13 protein-coding genes and 1 pseudogene are annotated in these 13,552 nt (G+C 69.8%); 5 read left to right on the top strand and 9 right to left on the bottom strand.

Going from position 1 to position 13,552, the window contains the following annotated elements; all coding sequences use genetic code 11:
• Positions 1 to 84: 84 nt before the first annotated feature.
• The gene (locus ABZX96_RS00465; protein ID WP_355535854.1) at positions 85 to 1,344 is read left to right on the top strand and encodes an Ig-like domain-containing protein; all 1,260 of its coding nucleotides are present in this window, start codon (positions 85 to 87) and stop codon (positions 1,342 to 1,344) included.
• Positions 1,345 to 1,620: 276 nt separating this feature from the next.
• Here the strand turns inward: ABZX96_RS00465 and ABZX96_RS00460 are convergent, their stop codons facing one another.
• Positions 1,621 to 2,733, bottom strand: coding sequence for a helix-turn-helix domain-containing protein (locus ABZX96_RS00460; protein ID WP_355535369.1), 1,113 nt, complete (start codon positions 2,731 to 2,733; stop codon positions 1,621 to 1,623).
• A 53-nt stretch (positions 2,734 to 2,786) separates the two neighbouring features.
• Here ABZX96_RS00460 and ABZX96_RS00455 point away from each other — a divergent pair, with 53 nt between their 5' ends.
• Positions 2,787 to 3,182: a cupin domain-containing protein gene (locus tag ABZX96_RS00455; protein ID WP_355535366.1), complete on the top strand. Its 396-nt coding sequence runs from the start codon at positions 2,787 to 2,789 to the stop codon at positions 3,180 to 3,182.
• A gap of 84 nt (positions 3,183 to 3,266) precedes the next feature.
• Here ABZX96_RS00455 and ABZX96_RS00450 read toward each other — a convergent pair whose 3' ends face one another.
• The 3 genes and pseudogenes from ABZX96_RS00450 to ABZX96_RS00440 all read right to left on the bottom strand — a co-directional run.
• Entirely contained in the window at positions 3,267 to 3,482 is a 216-nt protein-coding gene (locus tag ABZX96_RS00450; RefSeq protein ID WP_355535363.1) for a DUF397 domain-containing protein, read from the bottom strand.
• Positions 3,479 to 4,027: a DUF5753 domain-containing protein gene (locus ABZX96_RS00445; RefSeq protein ID WP_355535851.1), complete on the bottom strand. Its 549-nt coding sequence runs from the start codon at positions 4,025 to 4,027 to the stop codon at positions 3,479 to 3,481. The genes ABZX96_RS00450 and ABZX96_RS00445 overlap by 4 nt, the downstream gene beginning before the upstream one ends.
• A gap of 111 nt (positions 4,028 to 4,138) precedes the next feature.
• Positions 4,139 to 4,246 (bottom strand): annotated as a pseudogene (locus ABZX96_RS00440) (transcriptional regulator); the annotation flags it as partial.
• A 307-nt stretch (positions 4,247 to 4,553) separates the two neighbouring features.
• On the opposite strand from ABZX96_RS00440, the gene ABZX96_RS00435 reads away from it, so the two are divergent.
• From ABZX96_RS00435 to ABZX96_RS00425, 3 genes are read left to right on the top strand one after another with little or no spacing between them, the layout of a single operon-like run.
• On the top strand, positions 4,554 to 4,859 hold the full coding sequence (locus ABZX96_RS00435) for a hypothetical protein (protein ID WP_355535360.1): 306 nt from the start codon (positions 4,554 to 4,556) through the stop codon (positions 4,857 to 4,859).
• Positions 4,840 to 5,070 carry a hypothetical protein gene (locus tag ABZX96_RS00430; RefSeq protein WP_355535357.1) on the top strand — a complete coding sequence of 77 codons (231 nt, stop codon included), beginning with the start codon at positions 4,840 to 4,842 and terminating at the stop codon, positions 5,068 to 5,070. The genes ABZX96_RS00435 and ABZX96_RS00430 overlap by 20 nt, the downstream gene beginning before the upstream one ends.
• Positions 5,071 to 5,114: 44 nt before the next feature.
• Positions 5,115 to 5,243 carry a hypothetical protein gene (locus ABZX96_RS00425; RefSeq protein ID WP_355535353.1) on the top strand — a complete coding sequence of 43 codons (129 nt, stop codon included), beginning with the start codon at positions 5,115 to 5,117 and terminating at the stop codon, positions 5,241 to 5,243.
• A gap of 364 nt (positions 5,244 to 5,607) precedes the next feature.
• On the opposite strand, the gene ABZX96_RS00420 is transcribed toward ABZX96_RS00425, so the two are convergent.
• The 5 genes from ABZX96_RS00420 to ABZX96_RS00400 all read right to left on the bottom strand — a co-directional run bounded on the left by ABZX96_RS00420 (position 5,608) and on the right by ABZX96_RS00400 (position 13,254).
• Positions 5,608 to 7,773 (bottom strand): fructose-specific PTS transporter subunit EIIC, encoded by a 2,166-nt coding sequence (locus tag ABZX96_RS00420; protein WP_355535350.1) that lies wholly within the window; start codon positions 7,771 to 7,773, stop codon positions 5,608 to 5,610.
• A gap of 263 nt (positions 7,774 to 8,036) precedes the next feature.
• Positions 8,037 to 8,984, bottom strand: a complete 948-nt coding sequence (gene pfkB / locus ABZX96_RS00415; RefSeq protein ID WP_355535347.1) for a 1-phosphofructokinase — start codon at positions 8,982 to 8,984, stop codon at positions 8,037 to 8,039.
• Positions 8,981 to 9,751, bottom strand: a complete 771-nt coding sequence (locus ABZX96_RS00410) for a DeoR/GlpR family DNA-binding transcription regulator (protein WP_355535344.1) — start codon at positions 9,749 to 9,751, stop codon at positions 8,981 to 8,983. Before ABZX96_RS00410 ends, pfkB begins: the two co-directional genes overlap by 4 nt.
• Positions 9,752 to 10,278: 527 nt before the next feature.
• Positions 10,279 to 11,793: an oligopeptide:H+ symporter gene (locus ABZX96_RS00405; RefSeq protein WP_355535341.1), complete on the bottom strand. Its 1,515-nt coding sequence runs from the start codon at positions 11,791 to 11,793 to the stop codon at positions 10,279 to 10,281.
• Between the two features lie 459 nt (positions 11,794 to 12,252).
• Positions 12,253 to 13,254 carry a sigma-70 family RNA polymerase sigma factor gene (locus tag ABZX96_RS00400; protein ID WP_355535338.1) on the bottom strand — a complete coding sequence of 334 codons (1,002 nt, stop codon included), beginning with the start codon at positions 13,252 to 13,254 and terminating at the stop codon, positions 12,253 to 12,255.
• Between the last annotated feature and the right edge of the window lie 298 nt (positions 13,255 to 13,552).

Below are 13,552 nucleotides of genomic sequence, written 5' to 3'. Positions count from 1 at the left end.
GTCCGACCGGCAACCAAATCAGGCCGTTAGGCGCTGTTCACCAGCACTGGCCCACAACACCCTTGTATGGAGCAGCTCGTGACAATGCCGGACAACATCGAGCCCGTTCGGTCCCGCAGCCAGCGCCGGCTGCGACGCGGTCTTGCGGCGGCTTCGCTACTGGCCGCCGGCGCGCTCGTCCTGTCGGCCTGCGGCGGCGACGCCTCGGCCGGTGGCGCGGACAAGGGGAAGGGCGGCCAGGCCGGCGCGGACGCCGCCGCCGCGAAGGACGCGTCCGACGCGAAGATCACGGTCTCGGCGAAGGACGGCGCGACGGACGCCAGCATCAACGACACCGGCGTCAAGGTCACCGGCGGCAAGCTGACCAGCGTGACGATGACCCAGGCCGACAACGGCGCCGTCGTCAAGGGCTCCATAGCCGCCGACGGCACCTCGTGGAAGCCGGACGCCCAGCTGGAGCGCGGCACGAAGTACAAGATCGTGGCGAACGCCAAGGACGACAAGAACCGCGCGGCCACCGAGAACGCCTCGTTCAGCACCGTTTCCTCGGCGAACAGCTTCATCGGCACCTACACGCCCGACAACGGCACCACGGTCGGCGTCGGCATGCCGGTCTCCTTCACCTTCGACAAGCCGATCACCAAGAAGAAGGACGTCCAGTCCCACATCACCGTGACCTCCAGCAGCGGTCAGAAGGTGGTGGGCCACTGGTTCCACGGCCAGCGCCTGGACTTCCGGCCCGAGGACTACTGGAAGGCCGGCTCGAAGGTCACCATGAAGATCGACCTGGACGGCGTGGAGGGCGCCAACGGCGTCTTCGGCGTCCAGTCCAAGACGGTCACCTTCACCATCGGGCGCGCCCAGGTGTCCACGGTGGACATGAACACCCAGATGATGACCGTCGAGCGGGACGGCAAGGTCCTCAAGAAGATACCGATTTCCGGCGGTAGCGCACAGAACCCGACTTACAACGGCAAGATGGTCATTTCGGAGAAGTTCATCCAGACCCGGATGAACGGCTCCACGGTCGGCTTCGGCGGCGAGTACGACATCAAGGACGTTCCGCACGCGATGCGGCTGTCCACCTCCGGCACCTTCATCCACGGCAACTACTGGGGCAGCCCCTCGATCTACGGCCGGGTGGGCACCAGCCACGGCTGCGTCGGCCTCCAGGACGTCAAGGGCGCCCAGGGCGACACCCCCGGCAAGTGGTTCTACGACAACTCGCTCATCGGCGACGTGGTCTGGGTGAAGAACTCCGCCGACAAGACCATCGCCCCGGACAACGGCCTCAACGGCTGGAACATGTCCTGGGACAAGTGGCAGGCGGGCAGCGCGGTCTGAGTGTCCTGTGGGGGGCCGGGCGCGCGCATGGCGTGGCCCGGGCCCGGGGCTTCGGCCTTCGGCCGGGGCTTCAGCCTTCGACTGTCGGGTCCGAGCCCGGGGGCTTCAGCCTTCGGCCTTCGGCTGTCGGGCCCGAAGGCGGTCTCCCGTCGGGGTCGGGGCACGCTCTCGCGGCGTGACCCGGCCCCGTCGGCCTTCGGTCTCCAGCCGGGGGCCGGGCGCACCCTCGTGGCGTGACCCGGCCCCCGGCTCTTTGCCGAGCGCGCACCCGGGGCCTCAGCCCTGAGCCGGTGTGGACGGCACAGCCGCCGACGCGGACGGCACGGTCGGTGGAGACGGCACAGCCGGTATGGAAGCCGCAGCCCGTGTGGACGACACTGCCGAAGCGGACGGCACGGCCACCCCGGGCCCGAACCGGCGGCGGTACGCCGAGGGTGCGAGCCCCGTCTCGCGGCGCAGCACGGCGCGCAGGTTGGCCGCGGTGCCCAGCCCACTGCTCCGCGCCACCACCTCGAAGCGCGCCTCGCCCCGCTCGATCAGACGGCACGCCAAGGAGACGCGTTCCCGGGTGAGCCACGCCAGTGGGGTCGTGCCCATCTGCGCCCGGAAGCGACGGTGCAGCGTCGCCGGGCTGACCGCGGCGCGCTCGGCCAGGTCGGACACCGTCAGCGGCTCGTGCAGCCGCTCCTGCGCCCAGGCCAGGACGGGCGCCAGGGACTCGTCCGGAATGTCGGGCACCGGACGCTCGATGAACTGCCGCTGCCCACCGTCCCGGTGCGCGGCGAAGACCAGCCGTCGGCTGACGGCGTTGGCGATCTCCGCGCCGTGGTCCCGGTGGACGATGTAGAGCCCGAGGTCGAGCGCCGCCGCGCTGCCCGCCGCGGTGAGGATGTCCCCGTCGTCGACGAACAGCACATCCTCTTCGAGCCGGACGGCGGGGAAGCGGGCCCGGAAGGCGTCCGCCCACTGCCAGTGCGCGGTCGCCCGGCGCCCGTCGAGAACCCCGGCCTCGGCGAGGGTGAACGCGCCACTGCAGAACCCGACGAGCCGCGCCCCGCGCGCGTGCGCCCGCCGCAGGGCATCCAGCACGGCCGGGCGGCGCGGCACGTCCACGTCGGGCCGATTGGGGACGATCACGGTGTCCGCCGAGTCGGCCGCCTCCAGCCCGGCCACTCCCGTGAGGGTGAAGAAACCGTCCCGCATCACCGTGCGCGGCTCGGGCGAACAGAGGCGGAAGTCGTACAACAGCTCACGGCCGATCTCGGGACGGCGCAGGCCGAAGACCTCGCTCGCGCAGCCGAGCTCGAAGGGATTGGAGTTCTCGTCCACGATCACGACGACCCGATGGAGGCCCGCCGCAGAAACGGCGTGAGAGGAACCTTGCGACATATGCAATTCCTAGCACTCACGCCGACCGTGCCCGACGGCCGAGGATTCCCCACATGAACCACGACCCCATCGCCCTCAACGAAGCCCTGGCCTCCTTCGACGCCCTGTGGAGCCCCCGCATCGTCACCCGCGTCAACGACTACGACGTCCGCGTCGCCAAGGTCGAGGGCGAACACCTCTGGCACGCCCACGACGACACCGACGAGTTCTTCCTCGTCCTGGAGGGCGAACTGTTCATCTCCCTCCGCGAACCCACGGGCGAACGCACGGTCCACCTCCCCCGGGGCTCCGTCTTCACCGTCCCGCGTGGCACGGAGCACAAGCCCCACGCCCCCAAGGGCGCCGCGATCCTCATGTTCGAGCCGACGGGGACGCCGACGGTCGGTGATCGTCATGACGAGGTCCCGGAGCATGTGGACGCCACGACGGGGCATGCGCTGGATATGTGAGGGTTTGGGGCTTCGTCCGATGCCTTGACACGCAAGAGCCCCCGCCGGTCCTGGTCGACAGGGACGGCGGGGGCTGGGGAAGGGCTAAATCCGCCCTTCCTTCACTGCGTTGACGAATTCGGCGAACACGGTGGACGGGAATGCGAGCACCGGGCCATCCGGGCGCTTGCTGTCACGTACGGGAACGAGGTCGCCGGCGGCGGCTGTAGCAGGGGACCACTCCACACAGTTGCCGCCTCCGCCATTGCTGTAGCTGGACTTCACCCACACCGTGCGAGAGGGGTCAAGGCTGGTGCTCATGTGGCGATACCCTCCATAATTTGCTTGATAAACAACGCTGACTGCCGTGGGGAAAGGGCTGCCGCCCTCATCCGATCGTATGCCCGGTAACGACTCGCTACTTCCTTGTTCTCTTCGATCAGTTGCCCTGTATCGATGCTCTCCTCGTAGGCGACACATGTGCCGTCGTCCAGTGTCAGCAGTGTCAGCGCCCCGCCGAGAAAGGCGTGTTCCCCGTGAGCGAAGGGGATCACCTGAACCACACAGGCGGGGTTTTCCACGAGAGCTACCAGGCGTTCCAACTGCTCGCACATCCCACGGGGCCCGCCGATCGGCCGACGAAGTACCGCCTCGTCCAGGATCAAGTCCAGTTGAGGCGGCGGGTCGGCACCGAGAATCACCTGACGCTCCATCCGAAGGGCCACCTTCTCCTCTATGACCTCCGGCGGGGCCAAGGGATCGTGCGCGCGGAAGAGCGCACGGGCGTAATCCTCCGTCTGCACGAGACCAGGCACGACCTGCCCCGCGTACTCGGCAATCAGGCGGGCGCGGGGCTCCAGATCCATCCGTGGCCTGTATTGCGGTGGGTGCGCCTCCTGGTGCGCCAGGGCGTACAGCTCTGCGAAAAGCGTTCCCGTCTCGAAGAGTTCGTCAAGGTACGCGGGCAGCTCTTTGGGGATTGGCGTCTCTGCGTTTTCGACGCGGGACAACGTAGCCCGACTGAAGGGGACCTTGGTCGATAGGACGTCAAGGCTCCAGCCCTGCCCCTCACGGGTGACCCGCATCCTATGGCCGAAAAGGTGCCGATTCGAACGGGCGGGGGTTGTTGCGTTTCCAGGTCTGGCCACGGCTGCGTCTCCCGTTTTCTCACCTCAGGCGCGAGAGAATTTCGTGTTCTCATCCTAGGGCGGACGCGGCAACTTTGGTCACACACAACGATGTTGACCGGAGGGCCTAACCGGTATGACAAATGAACCACACGCGCACGAGCCCCATGGGGCCGACCTGGCTGATGAACTGCAAACGGCTCTTGCCGTTCGTGGATTTCCCATCACCGCACAGGCCGGAACTACTGAGCACGGACGCCCGGCCGTGATCATCACCCCCATCGGAACCGACACCATTCGCCGACTGCTAGCGGCGATCGGCCCTGTCCCCGCGCCCCCGTCCGCGCCCGTTGACAAGGAGCCGTTCGCGCACGCGGTACAGGCCATCACGGAGCTGCAAGCCGCCCTGTTCCGCGCGGGGATCGTGCTGCCCTCCGTGGCCATCGACTTCCCCGCCACCGCCTCCGGCTGCCCGCTCGTACGGCTCGGATCGGCCCGCGCGGACATCGTGCGCACCCTCGCCGTACTGATTACGAAGGGAGCCGAACGGCATGACCGACCGGACGCATGAGGGCGCGCCCGCAGTCGGAGAACTCGCGGTCGACACGACCACCGACCACAAAGGCAAGGTCGTCCGCCGCATCGGCTCCGTCGTGCTCATGGCCACGCTGGTGGGGGGCCGCGTGTGGCGTGCGGGTGCCGATCAGGTACGTCCCTTGACCCCGGTGGAAATCCGTGCGCATGTACGCGCCACGACGCACAGGGCCAGGCGGACGCGATGAACCGCGCGAGCCAACCCTCCGCGCAGAGGAGAAAGGAACACAGGATGAGCAACGGCGCCGATCACGTCAACGGGTACAACCTGTACGACAACGAAATCGTAAGTCCCGCTGACGAAAACGAACAGCCGGACGAGACCGTATCGGACAACGGCGATGACGAGGAAAAAGGATGAGTTGCCCTATGGCGATGAGCCTCCGAGCAACAAATTCATGATCGGCCTGTTGATCAAGTGGAATCTCCCGAACCGCGCGGGACCGTCGACTTGGTGCGGCAAGCATCCGAAGGAACGGACCCAACTGATCGCGCGTAAGGGCTGGGTCTGTCTCGACTGCGTACGAGAGAACAGCAACAAGCCGCACTGAGACTTCCGATACCGCCCCGTTCGTGTGTTACCCCCGTAACGCATGGGCGGGGTTGCGAAATACCCACGGGGTGTCCGGTCGTCCTGGGCATCATCACCGCCACCCGTGCGCGGGAAAAGGGACGCGAAAAGGGGTGGGGCCACGGGCCGGTGCCGTGCCCCCACCCCGCGGAGATCAGACCCCGGCCGGGACGGAATTCGCGTCCGTCTCTTCCTGGCGTACCGGCTCCGTTCGATCGGCGGTGCGCCCTCGCGTTCCCTTCAGCACGACCACCATCCCCGCCGTCACCACCGTCCCCGCCGCGATGGCCACCAGGTAGAGCAGCGGCTGACCGATCAAAGGAACGACGAAGATGCCGCCGTGCGGGGCTCGCAGGGTGCAGCCGAAGGTCATGGAGAGGGCGCCGGTGACGGCTCCGCCGGCCATGGCGGAGGGGATGACGCGGAGGGGGTCGGCGGCGGCGAAGGGGATGGCGCCCTCGCTGATGAAGGAGAAGCCCAGGACCCAGGCGGCCTTGCCGTTCTCGCGTTCCGTCTTGGTGAAGAGCCGGCCGCGGACCGTCGTCGCCAGGGCCATGGCCAGCGGCGGGACCATTCCGGCGGCCATCGCCGCGGCCATGACCTTCAGGCTGCCCTCGTTGGGGCTGGCCAGGCCGCCGACGGCGAACGCGTAGGCCACCTTGTTGAGCGGGCCGCCCAGGTCGAACGTCATCATGAGGCCGAGGACGATGCCCAGGACGACGGCGTTGGTGCCGGAGAGGCCGGAGAGCCAGTCGGTGAGGGCCTTTTGGAGGGCGGCGATCGGTTTGCCGACCACGAGGAACATGAGGAAGCCGACCACCGCGGACGACACCAGCGGGATCACCACGACCGGCATGATGCCGCGCAATGCGGCCGGGACGGCGATCCGTTGCACCGCGCCTGCCACGGCGCCCGCGAGGAGTCCCGCGACCAGGCCGCCGAGGAACCCGGCGTTGACGGTGAGCGCGATCGAGCCGCCCACGAATCCGGGGACGAGGCCGGGTCGGTCGGCCATCCCGTACGCGATGTAGCCGGCCAGTACGGGGACGAGGAAGCCGAAGGCGATGCTGCCGACCTGGAAGAGCAGGGCCGCCCAACTCGCGGACTCCGTCCAGAGGAAGTGCTCGGCGACGGAGGGCGCCTTGTCGACGCGGTAGCCGCCGATCGCGAAGGCGAGGGCGATGAGCAGGCCGCCGGCGGCGACGAACGGGACCATGTAGCTGACGCCCGTCATGAGCCAGGCGCGCAGGCGGGTGGCGAAGCCGTCGCCGGGTGCGGCGTCCTCGTCCATGGGGGCCGCGGTGGCGGAGGCGGTGGTGTCGCCGCGTTCGGCCTTGCGGCGGACCTCTGCGATGAGTTCGGCGGGGCGGTTGATGCCCGCCTTGACGCCCACGTCCACGGTGGGCTTCCCGGCGAACCGGGCGCGTTCCCGCACCTCGACGTCGTGCGCGAGGATCACGCCGTCGGCGGCGGCGATCACCTTCGGGTCCAGCCGTTTGAAACCGGCCGAGCCCTGGGTTTCGACGATCACCTCGACGCCCGCCGCGCGGCCCGCCTTCTCCAGTGCTTCGGCTGCCATATAGGTGTGCGCGATGCCGGTGGGGCAGGAGGTTACGGCGATGATGGTGAGGGGTGCTTCGTTGACGGTGGTCGGGGCCGTGGGGTTGTCGCTGTGCGAAGCCGGGGTGGTGGTGCCGTCTTGCCCGTCCGATGTGGTGGTGCCGTCCTGAGGGCCCGTCGCGGTGTCGTCGTTCCGCGGGTTCGGCGCCGTCTCGTCGCTCTCTGGGGGCGTCGCCTTCCCGACGCTTTCTGGAGGCGCTGCCGTCTCCTCGTTCCCTGGAGGCGTTGCCGCGTCGGCGCTTTCCGCAGGCGCTGCCGCGTCCTCTCCCCGTATGAGTGCCGCCGCGAGCTCCGGTGCGGTCGCCGAGCGCAGGGCGGAGGTGAAGGACTCGTCCATCAGGTGGCGGGCGAGGGCGGAGAGGATCGAGAGGTGGTCGGCATCGCCGCCGGTCGGGGCGGCGATCAGGAAGATCAGGTCGGCCGGGCCGTCCGCCGCGCCGAAGTCGATGCCCGGGGTGCTGCGTCCGAAGGCCAGCGTCGGCTCGGTGACGTGGGCGCTGCGGCAGTGCGGGATGCCGATGCCGCCGTCGAGGCCGGTCGGCATCTGGGCCTCGCGGGCGGCGACGTCGGCGAGGAAGCCCGCCAGGTCGGTGACGCGGCCGAGCGCGACCATCCGCTCGGCCAGCGACCTGACGGCCGCTTCCTTCGTCGTGGCGGACAGGTCGAGATCGACCAGTTCCGCGGTGATCAGCTCACTCATCGCGGGCTCCCTTGCTGAACCCGCCGGTGGCGGGTGACTGTCCGGTGATGGGTGGCCCGTCGGCCAGGGGTGTGCGGGGTGGGCCCTATGGCTTTCGGGTGCGTGGCCCTATGGCTTTGGGGTGCGTGGCCGTGAGGCTTATGGCCGTGGGGGCGGGGGCTGGTTGGCGCTTGTGGCGCGGCGAACCGGGCCGGTGGGGCGTGCGGCGGGCCCGTGGGTGGTCCGGTGTCGGGTCACGCGCCGGGTCGCGCGCCGGGAGGTCGTCACGGCACCGGCTCCGTCAGCGGCCGGTCCACCGGGACGGAGGCGAAGACCGTCACGGCGGACGGCACCAGGTCGGACGGTGTCGGCATCAGGCTGCCCGGCAGTTGGACGGCCGCCGCGCCGTGGGCCACCGCCGAGGCGAGCGCGTCCGCGCCCCGGCCGCCGACGGTCAGGAAACCGGCGAGCGAGGCGTCGCCGGCGCCGACGTTGCTGCGGACGGAGGTGACCGGAGCGGTGGCGAAGTGCGCGCCCGAGGCGTCGACGAGCAGTTGCCCGTCCGCGCCGAGGGAGGCCAGCACCGCCCGGGCGCCCAGAGAACGCAGTTCCTCGGCGGCCTTCAGGGCGTCCCCGACCGTGGCGAGCGGGCGGCCCACCGCCTGGGACAGTTCCTCCGCGTTGGGCTTGACCACGTCCGGGCGGGCACGCAGGGCCGCCGTCAGGGACGGGCCCGAGGTGTCCAGGGCGACGCGGGTGCCGGCGCGGTGGGCGCGGGCGACGAGTTCGGCGTACCACTCGGGGGCGAGGCCGCGCGGCAGGCTGCCGCAGCAGGCGATCCACGCCGCGTCGGCCGAGTGGCTCCGTACGGCCTCCAGGAGCGCTTCGGACTCGGCCGGGGAGAGTTCCGGACCGGCCGCGTTGATCTTCGTCAGCGTGCCGTCCGGTTCCACGACGGACACGTTCGAACGGGTCTGCCCGGCCACCGGCACGCCCGCGACCTCGATGCCCTCCGTGCCCAGCAGCCCGGCCAGCGCCGCGCCCGCCGGGCCACCCAGAGGCAGCACGGCCAGGGTGCGGTGTCCGGCCGCCGCGACCGCCCGTGAGACGTTGACGCCCTTGCCGCCCGGGTCGATCCGTTCGGTGCCGGCCCGCAGTACGGCGCCGCGTGCCAGTCCGGGGACCTCGTAGGTGCGGTCCAGGCTGGGGTTGGGGGTGACGGTGAGGATCATGCGCGGACGACCTCCGTGCCGGCGTTCTCGATGGCGAGGGCGTCCTGGGGGCTGAGCCCGGTGTCGGTGATGAGCAGGTCGACGTCCGAAAGGTCGCCGAAGCGGGCGAAGTGCTCCTGCCCGAACTTGGACGAGTCGGCGAGCAGCACGACCCGGCGCGCGGCGGCGATCACCGCCCGTTTGACGGCCGCCTCGGCGAGGTCGGGCGTGGTCAGGCCGCTGTGGAGCGAGAAGCCGTTGGTCCCTAGGAAGAGCACGTCCGCGTGGATCTCCCGGTAGGCGCGCAGCGCCCAGTCGTCCACGGCGGCCCGGGTGCGGTGCCGGATACGGCCGCCCACCAGGTGCAGCGTGAGGCCGGGGTGGTCGGCCAGCCGGGCCGCGACCGGCAGGCCGTGCGTGACGACGGTGAGGTCGGACTCCACCGGCAGCTCGGCGGCCAGGCGGGCGGTGGTGGTGCCCGCGTCGAGGATGACGCTGCCGGACGGCGAACCGGTGGGCAGTTCGCCGAGCGCGGCCCGCGCGATGCGCCGTTTCTCGTCGTCGGCGACGGTGTCGCGCTCGGCGAGGTCCGGCTCGAAGTCCAGCCGTCCGGCCGGGATGGCGCCGCCGTGCACCCGCCGCACCAGACCGGCACGGTCCAGCGCCTTCAGGTCCCGCCGCACCGTCTCCGCGGTGACCTGGAACTCCTCGGCCAGGGAGAGCACGTCGACCCGCCCGCTCTCACGGGCGAGGCGGAGGATCTCCTGTTGCCGTTCCGGTGCGTACATGGGTGGGGTGGCTTCCGTTCGGGGTGGGGTGAAGTGGGGTGGGGGATGACGCGGGTGGTGCCGTGGGGCTCGTCCCGCCGGTGGGGGGTCGTCCCTACGAGATGGCCGTCGCTACGAAACAGCCATCCCTACGGGACAGCCACCGCTACGAAACAGCCATCGCTACGGGACAGAGAACCGTCACGACGAACGGGAACGGCCAAGGCCGATGCCCGAGTCTGTGGCTTTGGCGTCAGAGTACGGCCGAGTCTCGGGAAAGTAAACAGAAACGGGCGTAGCGGCAGACATGAACGGACATCTGTCGGTGCGCGTGTCTCGACTGCACCTCTGCCCCGTACAGACCCGAATGCGCCGCCGCCTCGTACGTATTCGGACGCGCCGCCGCCTCGTACGGACCCGTGCACCACTGCCTCGTACGAATGTCTCGTACGGATCCGGACGCGCCCCTGCCCCGTACGGTCAGTCCGTACGGGGCAGGGGCGGAAGCGAGGCCGGGAGCCGGGGCGAGGTTGAGGGTGCCCGTCAGGTCACCGGACGTTTCCCATCAGCCCGCCGATGCGCTTGCGGAAGGCGAAGACGCCGATGCCCGCCAGGAGGGCCAGCGTCGCCTGGAGGGCGAAGTACGCGCCGCCACCGGTCGCGTCGCCCATCGCCTGCTGGATCACCGCGGCGACGCAGTCGCCGGCCGTGACCGCCAGGCACCAGATGCCCATCATCTGGCTCGTGTACTTGCGCGGCGCGAGCTTCGTGGTGGCGGAGAGGCCGACCGGGGCCAGGCACAGTTCCGCGACCGCGTGGATCAGGTAGACCGAGGCCAGCCACAGGGGCGTGACCTTCGTATCGCCGGACGCGGCGGCCTGGGCGAGCACCATCACGAAGAACGAGAAGGCGATGGCGGCCAGGGCCATGGCGAACTTGACCGGCACGCTCGGGTTCCGCCGCCCCAGCCGCTGCCAGACCATCGCCACCAGCGGCGCGAGCGCCATGACGAAGACCGGGTTCATGGACTGGAACCAGCTCGTCGGGAAGGACACCCCGAGGATCGCGTTCCTGGTGTGGTCGGACGCGAACAGGTTCAGGACGGAGCCGGCCTGGTCGTAGATCATGAAGAAGGCCGCGGCGGCGACGAAGATCCAGATGAAGCCGCTCATCTTGGCCTGCTCCGCCGCGTCCAGGTCCTTGTCCCGCTTGATGCGCGCGAAGCACGCGACCGGCAGCGCCAGCCCGGCCAGCGTCAGCGGCCACAGCGCCCAGCCCACGCCGAGCGACCCGGTCGCCCCGAGTACGCCGTACAGCACCGCCGCCGCGGCGACCCAGAGCGCGCCACGGCGCAGCAGGCGGGTGCGCTCGGCCTTGCTCAGCGGCGCGTTGACGACGGAGCCCTCCGGGCTGAGGTACTTGCCGCCCAGGAGGTACTGCGTCACGCCCAGAGTCATGCCGATGCCTGCGAGCGCGAAGCCCAGGTGCCAGTCGACGACCTGGCCGACCGTGCCGATGATCAAGGGGGCGATGAAACCGCCGAGGTTGATCCCCATGTAGAAGATCGTGAAGCCGCTGTCCCGGCGCGGGTCGGTGCGGTCGGGGTAGAGCTGGCCGACCATCGTGGAGACGTTGGACTTCATGATCCCGGCGCCCAGCGCGATCGCCGCCAGTCCGATGAAGAACGTCGCGGTACCGGGCAGCGCGAGCAGGAAGTGGCCCACCACCATGGCGCAGCCGCCGATGGCGACGGCCTTGCGTGCGCCCCAGAGGCGGTCGGCGACCCAGCCGCCGGGCAGCGCCAGCAGGTAGACCATGGCGTTGTAGACGGAGAAGATCGCGGCACCGGTGGCGGCGTCGAACCCGAGGCCGCCGTCAGAGGCGGGGGCCACCAGGTACAGCACCAGAAGGGCGCGCATCCCGACGAAGCTGAACCGCTCCCACATCTCCGTCATGAAGAGCGTGGCCAGACCGCGAGGATGCCCCAGGAACGTCTTGCCGCCGGGTGGGAGCGCGCTCGGTGAGAGCGGCGGACCGCTCGCCTTCGTCAGAGGTGCGGTCATGATCGCGTCTTTCTTCGAACGGGTATACCCCGTCCATTGGACCGGGACGCGATCGCCCCTCCGCGCGGCATTGGTCCTGAAACGGAAGGCCCTAAGGCCTGAATGGGGATGACTCGCGCGCACGGGCGGCGGTGAGCGGAGACCTGCCCATGGGTGAAGGACGGGCGAGGGGCAGATGACGTGCCTGCGGGCGAAGGACCGGCGAAGGGCATAGGAAAGGGCCCCGGCGCCAGGGGGGAGTGGCGCCGGGGCCCGGCTCTGGGGTGGGGCGACGTCGGCGCGCCGCCCACTTCTCTCGCGGTCCGGTCTCCGCTGACCGTGCCGCTCCGTTCTTCACCCGGGGTGACGGGTGCTCCTCACGCCCGGGTACTGCTTCACCCTGGCGCGCACCTCACGGCCGCGCGCGCCTCGCACCCGGGCGCGCATCACGCCCAGGCGCGCTTCACCCCCGGAAGCGCCTCACGCCGCCGCGTCGAAGCCCGTGTCGTGAGCCATCCGCTTCAGCTCCAGCAGCGCGTGCTTCTCGATCTGCCGGATGCGCTCGCGGGTCAGTCCGTGCTGCTTGCCGACCTCGGTGAGCGTGCGCTCCCGGCCGTCCTCGATGCCGTAACGGGCCTTGATGATCGACGCGGTGCGCTGGTCGAGGCGGTCGATGAGGTCTTCCAGTTCCTCACTGCGCAGCAGCGTCAGCACCGACTGCTCCGGCGAGGCGGCGGAGGTGTCCTCCAGCAGGTCACCGAACTGGGTGTCGCCCTCGTCGTCCACCGACATGTTCAGGCTGACGGGGTCGCGCGCCCAGTCCAGGACGTCCGTGACCCGCTCGGGAGTGGAACCCAGCTCCGCGGCGACCTCCGCCGGCTCCGGGTCGCGCCCGTTCTCACGGTTGAACTCACGCTGCACACGACGTATTCGGCCGAGCTCCTCCACCAGGTGGACGGGCAGCCTGATGGTGCGCGACTGGTCCGCGATGGAACGGGTGATGGCCTGACGGATCCACCACGTGGCGTACGTGGAGAACTTGAAGCCCTTGGCGTAGTCGAACTTCTCCACCGCGCGCACCAGGCCCGCGTTGCCCTCCTGGATCAGGTCCAGCAGGGGCAGGCCGCTGCGCGGGTAACGGCGGGCCACCGCGACGACCAACCGCAGGTTGGAGCGGATGAAGACGTCCTTGGCACGGTCGCTCTCTGCGACCAGGGCCTCCAGCTCCTCGCGGGTGGCGCCGGCGGCGTTGCCGTCCTCGACGAGGCCGTCGAGGATCTGCCGGGCGTAGACGCCCGCTTCGATGGTCTGGGACAGCTCGACTTCCTTGGCGGCGTCGAGCAGGGGAGTACGCGCGATCTCGTCCAGGTACATGCCGACCAGGTCGCGATCGGCGATCTCCCCGCCTGTGGCGCGAACACTGCTGGCCCCGTCAGCACCGCTGTTGGTGGCCTGACGACGGGCGACGGCACGGGTTGCCATGCGTATGCTCCCTTTGCGATGAGTCGGTCGCGGGATGGTGGCGGCGGGGTGTCGAGTACGTGACCCGAGTACCCCGTGCGTAGGAAACAACGGCCGGAATCCGGACAGAATTCCCACGCCGTGCGACCTTTTTTGCGGCGATGCAGTACCCTGCCCCCTCACACAGCGCGGTCAGTCACTGGCAGGCTGCAGGAAAGACCAGGTCAGGACGGTCCCGGAACGGACTTCAGCTCCCTCTCCCGTCCCTCTGGTACCCGCACCCACGAGACGCCCGTCACACCCGATACGCCCGGCTGGA

The sequence above is a fragment of the Streptomyces sp. NPDC003077 genome (genome assembly GCF_040611095.1).
In the GTDB taxonomy this organism is placed as follows: Bacteria; Actinomycetota; Actinomycetes; order Streptomycetales; family Streptomycetaceae; genus Streptomyces.
The sequence above is the reverse complement of the archived record's forward strand: the minus strand, read 5'-3'. Positions and strand labels throughout refer to the sequence as shown.

Bases quoted from the DNA above. Each gene is read 5' to 3' on its own strand.
- ABZX96_RS00465 (WP_355535854.1), top strand. From the start codon at position 85: ATGCCGGACAACATCGAGCCCGTTCGGTCCCGCAGCCAGCGCCGGCTG.
- ABZX96_RS00460 (WP_355535369.1), bottom strand. From the start codon at position 2,733: ATGTCGCAAGGTTCCTCTCACGCCGTTTCTGCGGCGGGCCTCCATCGG.
- ABZX96_RS00455 (WP_355535366.1), top strand. From the start codon at position 2,787: ATGAACCACGACCCCATCGCCCTCAACGAAGCCCTGGCCTCCTTCGAC.
- ABZX96_RS00450 (WP_355535363.1), bottom strand. From the start codon at position 3,482: ATGAGCACCAGCCTTGACCCCTCTCGCACGGTGTGGGTGAAGTCCAGC.
- ABZX96_RS00445 (WP_355535851.1), bottom strand. From the start codon at position 4,027: ATGGATCTGGAGCCCCGCGCCCGCCTGATTGCCGAGTACGCGGGGCAG.
- ABZX96_RS00430 (WP_355535357.1), top strand. From the start codon at position 4,840: ATGACCGACCGGACGCATGAGGGCGCGCCCGCAGTCGGAGAACTCGCG.
- ABZX96_RS00425 (WP_355535353.1), top strand. From the start codon at position 5,115: ATGAGCAACGGCGCCGATCACGTCAACGGGTACAACCTGTACGACAAC.
- ABZX96_RS00420 (WP_355535350.1), bottom strand. From the start codon at position 7,773: ATGAGTGAGCTGATCACCGCGGAACTGGTCGATCTCGACCTGTCCGCC.
- pfkB (WP_355535347.1), bottom strand. From the start codon at position 8,984: ATGATCCTCACCGTCACCCCCAACCCCAGCCTGGACCGCACCTACGAG.
- ABZX96_RS00410 (WP_355535344.1), bottom strand. From the start codon at position 9,751: ATGTACGCACCGGAACGGCAACAGGAGATCCTCCGCCTCGCCCGTGAG.
- ABZX96_RS00405 (WP_355535341.1), bottom strand. From the start codon at position 11,793: ATGACCGCACCTCTGACGAAGGCGAGCGGTCCGCCGCTCTCACCGAGC.
- ABZX96_RS00400 (WP_355535338.1), bottom strand. From the start codon at position 13,254: ATGGCAACCCGTGCCGTCGCCCGTCGTCAGGCCACCAACAGCGGTGCT.